A 5,255-nucleotide genomic window follows, 5' to 3' on the forward strand; every position below is an offset into this window, starting at 1 on the left:
GTAAGAAAACCACAGGATAAGGCTTTGGTGGAAAACCAGGTCAAGATCCTGTATTCAAGGGTATATGCCAAACTCAGGAACATGCAGTTCTTTGATCTTACTGCTCTCAACGGGGCCATCAGAANGAAGGTAAAGTCCCACAACCAAACACGGATGCAGAAGAAGCCATATTGCCGGGAAGAGAAGTTTCTTGCAGATGAAAAGGCGCTGTTGGGTGATCTTCCTGCTGAGCGTTTTGAGCTCAGGAGTTATTCACTGCTTACAGTTGCCAAAAACAACCACGTCTATCTGTCTGCCGACAAACACTATTACAGCGTCCCCCACACCCTGATGGGCAGCAAAATAAAAGTGGTCTATACCAGATCCATGGTTTTTATATACCATGAGGGCAAAAAAGTGGCAGTCCATTCCAGAAGCGTCAAGATCGGGGCTTACTCGACGGTCAAAGAACACCTCTGTTCCCATCACCAACACTACCGCGACAGGAGTCCGGAGTATTACAGAAACCTGTCAGCGAAGATCTCAAAAATCCTGTATGAGTATGTATGCCTGCTTTTTGAGCAGAACAGATATCCCGAGCAACTCTACCGGTCCTGTGACGGACTGCTTGCCCTTGCAAGAAAATCAGATACAGAAGCTTTGGAAAAAGCATGTAAAACGGCTATGGAGAACGGGATATTCTCCTACAAATTCATCAAAAACATACTAGAAAACCATATGGAAGACGAATCTGTCCAAAACAGCAGTACAGCGCTGCCCAAACACCAGAATNTAAGGGGAAAATCATATTACAGTAACCAACAAGCGATTAAATTTTAACAACTATGACAAACCAGATCCAATCGCAGCTTGCCAGACTCAAGCTGCACGGCATGTCCAAAACATGGACGGCAATTATCGAAACAAGAAAAAACCAAAGCCTCTCACTCGCTGAGGGTCTTGAACTGTTGCTGCAGGCCGAAGAGCTTGAAAGGGATAACAGAAGATTCAAAAGACTTGAAACCAATGCGGCATTCAGGTATAAAGCTTCTATAGAGGAGCTCAAACTGGACGAGGTAAGAGGTCTTGACGATGTGCTTCTCACCACACTTGCAACAGGAGAGTTCATCAATAAAGGGGAATCAGTCCTGATTACCGGGGCAACAGGGTGCGGAAAAAGCTATATGGCTTCCGCACTGGGACACCAGGCCTGTATTCTGGGATTTAAAGCCGCTTACTTCAATACACAGAAACTGATGCTTAAAACCAAGATGGCCAGGCTGGAAGGGACAGTGATGAAGTTCTTTGACAAACTGGCCAAGACAGATCTGCTGATCATGGACGATTTTGGGCTGACACACCTGGAACAGCAACAGAGAATAGATTTTATGGAAATGATAGAGGACAGGCACGGGAAGAAATCAACCGTAATCGTCAGTCAGCTGCCCGTTTCGAGTTGGTACGATATAATTGGCGAAGAAACTATTGCCGATGCCATTCTTGACAGATTGGTACACTCCTCTTACAGAATAGAGCTTAAGGGAGAAAGTCTCAGAAAAAAAATGTAAAATTGTCAGCCTAACAGATTATAGTACCAAACCCATTTTTAGAGGGGTCAATATGACCGGAACAGGGGTCAGTATTGTCCGGAATATCCAACATTTGCTTCAGCGATCCTAATCATAAAAAATCCCTTCCAAAATAGACCTGAATGGGCGTATGACTGATTGGAAATAATACTTTTCAAGATAAAGGGAAGCTAAAATCCCATTTTTAGAGCTTCCACCTGAATAAAAAATGCTGATAATCCTGACTCAATCCCCATAAGAACCTCTTCGGTTCCGTGCAACAGCGGTTTCATTGTTCTTGCTACGCACGCAACGAAAACCTAGTTGTTGTGTGTAGTTATTTTTTCATTTCATTTTTTATATCCACTAATTTCAATTCTTTATGATAAGTTTCAATTCTTGAGTGTGCTGTTCCGTCAACCAATAAAATAACGGTCAACATAGCAATTGTTGTAATGCTAATTGCTCTCCACGTTGGTGTATTAATGAATAGTATTAGTAAAGCTGCTACGATAATTAGAATCGGAATGACCTTAAATACAACTGTATATTCCTTTAAAGTACTCTCGGAACGCTCAATTTCGGACTGATAAAAAGAGGTTGCATCTCCACTGAACGCTTTTTCAAATTGTGTTATTCTTGATTTGTTGGTACAAAATAATCCAAGTCCTATTGTCATAAGTAACAAACCTGCTACCAAGGTTGGAATTACATAAGCCTTTGCCAAATCAGTTTTTCCCACCTGCCAAAATCCAATGCTTGCGATTAAAAATAAAATGGCAAAGAAGATGAAAAATCGAGTTGAAAAAACTTCGGCTTTTGCCCAGTCGGTGGCTAATTTTAATATTTCCATTGTTTCCATAATTATTAGTTCAAACTATGTTTTTGTTGATATGCCGAAGGACTAATCCCTTCTTTCTTTTTAAATAATCTCGAAAAATATTGAGGATATTCAAAACCTAATTCATAGGCTACTTCCGAAACACTTTTTTGAGGGTGCAACAGCATATTTTTGGCTTCATCAATTAAATAAAGTTGCAAATGTTCGGTTGTGGTTTTTCCTGTTTCCTTTTTTAGTATGTCACTAAGGTAACGTTGTGAAACATTCATTTTATCTGCTATTTGCTCTATGCTCGGAACACCTTTTTCTTGCAATTGTCCTGATTCAAAATATTCAGTTAAATGCTGATTAAAATGCTCTAACAAATTTGAGGCTATTTCCTTCCTGTTTAAAAATTGTCTTTCGTAGAAGCGATTGGCATATTTTAACAAGGTGTCCAATTGAGAAATGATGATGTCCTTACTGAATTCATCTTGGTTGTTCTGATATTCAATCTCAATGTTTTCTACAATTAATTCTATCTGCTTTTCTTCTTTTGGTGAAAGATGTAATGCCTCATTTACCGAATAGGAAAAGAAACCGTATTTTTTTATTTGATGGGCTAATTCTGTTCCTTTCAAAAAATCTTCGTGAAAGTTGATTGAAAAACCTTTTCGCTCAAATACTACGCTGTTATCCCATTGTAGAACTTGCCTGGGAGCAATAAAAATTAAAGCACCATTGGTGAAATCATATTTAGTTCGTCCGTAATTTAAATTTCCCTCTACAAATTTTTTAAAACTAATGGAATAGCAATCGTTAGTAATGGGTGGTGAACTTTCTCGTGGACAAGGTAAGTAGCCATCACCTTTTGAGTTGAACACACTCAACATAGGATGCTCTGGTCGTGGCAATCCTAAATAATCTAAATACGATGATAATGTTTTAAAATGTTGCATACTACAAATTTAGATATTCCATTTTACACCTGTCTCTTTTTCCGATAGTTCCCACAGTCTTTTAGCTACTGCTTTATCTTTGGCATGTGGCTCCAATTTATGTGCTCCAACTGGACCAACCCAATTGCTTCTTCCTGTAGGCCCATAAAACTCTTTTTGGTCTAAATTGGGTTCTGTCGCACACATCAATTGCGGATAAGCACCTTTTTCAGCCGATTGTGTTAATGGTGATAATTTCATCATACCAAATATTAGTTTCATCATGAAACTTCCACTTGTGCTGATAAGGTTGGTTCTTGAAGAACCGGGATGACAGGCATAGGCTTTAACATCTGTTTTACCACTTTCTTTCAATCTATCCTGAAGCTCATACATACTCATAATCTGAGCCAGTTTACTTTGACTGTAAGCATTGTTAGGCGTGTAATCTTTGTCCCAGTTTAAATCGTCAAATTTGATGGTTTTAATTCCCATATCATACCCCATACTTCCAACGGTTACAATTCGTCCTTTTGATTTTTCAATAAGTGGGTACAATAAAGCCTGAAGTGTGAAATTTCCATAGTAATTTGTTCCCATTTGACTTTCCCAACCGTCTACTGTTCGTGTTTGTTTTGGTACCTGGGCAATTGCCGCATTGCAGATTAAGGCATCAATTTTCGGAACTGTTTTTAACACTTCTTCAGCTGCTTTTTTTACTGAATCCTGTGCTGCCAAATCCATTTTTATCGCTCTTACGTCGATTTGGTTTCCAAGTTCTTGTTTCAAAATTTTAATGGTGTCTTTAGCTTTCTTTGGGTTTCTGTTAAGCATGACCACCTTTGCACCTTTTGAAAGTACTATTTTTGTTGCTTCAAAACCGGTTCCGCTTGTAGTTCCAGTTATGACATATGTTCTGCCATTCAAATTTCCAATTCTATCAGGTGTCCAACCTTTTTTGCCAAATTTATTTGTATTCATTTTGTCTGTTTTTTAATGATTAAAAGAATAAGACAAAGGTCGGTTTGAAGTAGTCATATTTCCTTATACAGATTTTCGAATGTTGTACACTTTTTGGTTTGTCATAATTACACACAACGGTTTGGCTAAAAAAAGTTGCGGTTTGCGGAGCGCGTTTTTGTCCCCCGAGACAAAAAATACTTGCGGGAACCGGAACGGCCAAAACCCTGCCAACCCGCAATTTGTTTTAGCTTTTGTTGTAGTGCGTTTTTATTCAATTTTGGGCTTCCATTTCACCGTATTTCTCCATTGTTTTTAATTCCGATTGAAGTTTATCCAATTCATTCGAGAAATAAAATCGGAAGCATTTTTTTACATGTTCATTATCTTTTGCGATAAATATCTCTAACCAATTTATCTGTTTTTCTTTTCCAAGTCCAAACAAGCCTTTTTTCATTTTTGGATAAACGTAGCCCACCAAAAAAGTATTATCCTTTGTGTCTCCCATTCTTGAAACCCAAAATGAAGTCTTAATTTCTTTGTATCCGTCCGAGGAACCCATAGGAATTGTGCTTGGAATTTCAGGGAATCGGATTATCTCTGTACTTTTTCCAGTTTGAGGGAAGGAGTTGGTGCAGGTCCTTTTGTTTTAGGCTCTGGATTCTTTCAAACACATCCTTAAGCCATTCAAATTCATTGATAGTGTTCTTCTTGCAGCTGGCCATAAAGGAATACATCCCAGCAGTCATCTCTGCTGCTTGATGGGATCCGGCAAATAGGTAATTCTTCCTGCCGATCGCCAGAGGCCTCACTGCATTTTCTATTAGATTATTGTCGATCTCCATTTGACCGTGGAGTTCGTATGCACTCAGTCCCGCCCATCTAGGCAGTGTGTAGTCAATGGCTTTTCCCATTGGGCTTTGAGGCCTGTACCGGTACTGGTTCTCCTTCAGCCATTTTTCCAGCCTGTCCAGAACTGGTCGTGCGTGT

General features: G+C 39.3%; 7 protein-coding genes. 2 read left to right on the forward strand and 5 right to left on the reverse strand.

Annotated elements, in window-relative coordinates; translation table 11 throughout:
• The first annotated feature begins 153 nt into the window (after positions 1–153).
• Positions 154–819, forward strand: a complete 666-nt coding sequence (locus B050_RS23680) for a Mu transposase domain-containing protein (RefSeq protein ID WP_455423226.1) — start codon at positions 154–156, stop codon at positions 817–819.
• 5 nt (positions 820–824) lie between these two features.
• On the forward strand, positions 825–1,547 hold the full coding sequence (gene istB / locus B050_RS0110715) for an IS21-like element helper ATPase IstB (protein WP_018473914.1): 723 nt from the start codon (positions 825–827) through the stop codon (positions 1,545–1,547).
• A 337-nt stretch (positions 1,548–1,884) separates the two neighbouring features.
• On the opposite strand, the gene B050_RS0110720 is transcribed toward istB, so the two are convergent.
• The 5 genes from B050_RS0110720 to B050_RS0110740 form a co-directional block, all read right to left on the reverse strand.
• Entirely contained in the window at positions 1,885–2,409 is a 525-nt protein-coding gene (locus B050_RS0110720) for a hypothetical protein (protein ID WP_018473916.1), read from the reverse strand.
• Between the two features lie 5 nt (positions 2,410–2,414).
• Positions 2,415–3,326 carry a helix-turn-helix domain-containing protein gene (locus B050_RS0110725; RefSeq protein ID WP_026235803.1) on the reverse strand — a complete coding sequence of 304 codons (912 nt, stop codon included), beginning with the start codon at positions 3,324–3,326 and terminating at the stop codon, positions 2,415–2,417.
• Positions 3,327–3,335: 9 nt separating this feature from the next.
• Positions 3,336–4,286: an SDR family oxidoreductase gene (locus B050_RS0110730; RefSeq protein WP_018473918.1), complete on the reverse strand. Its 951-nt coding sequence runs from the start codon at positions 4,284–4,286 to the stop codon at positions 3,336–3,338.
• Positions 4,287–4,539: 253 nt separating this feature from the next.
• A complete protein-coding gene (locus B050_RS0110735) occupies positions 4,540–4,827 on the reverse strand; it encodes a hypothetical protein (RefSeq protein WP_018473919.1) in 288 nt (95 codons plus the stop codon).
• Between the two features lie 19 nt (positions 4,828–4,846).
• The coding region (locus tag B050_RS0110740) for an IS66 family transposase (RefSeq protein WP_018473920.1) at positions 4,847–5,255 on the reverse strand (409 nt) is incomplete at its 5' end.

The organism is Echinicola pacifica DSM 19836, from assembly GCF_000373245.1.
GTDB lineage: Bacteria > Bacteroidota > Bacteroidia > Cytophagales > Cyclobacteriaceae > Echinicola > Echinicola pacifica.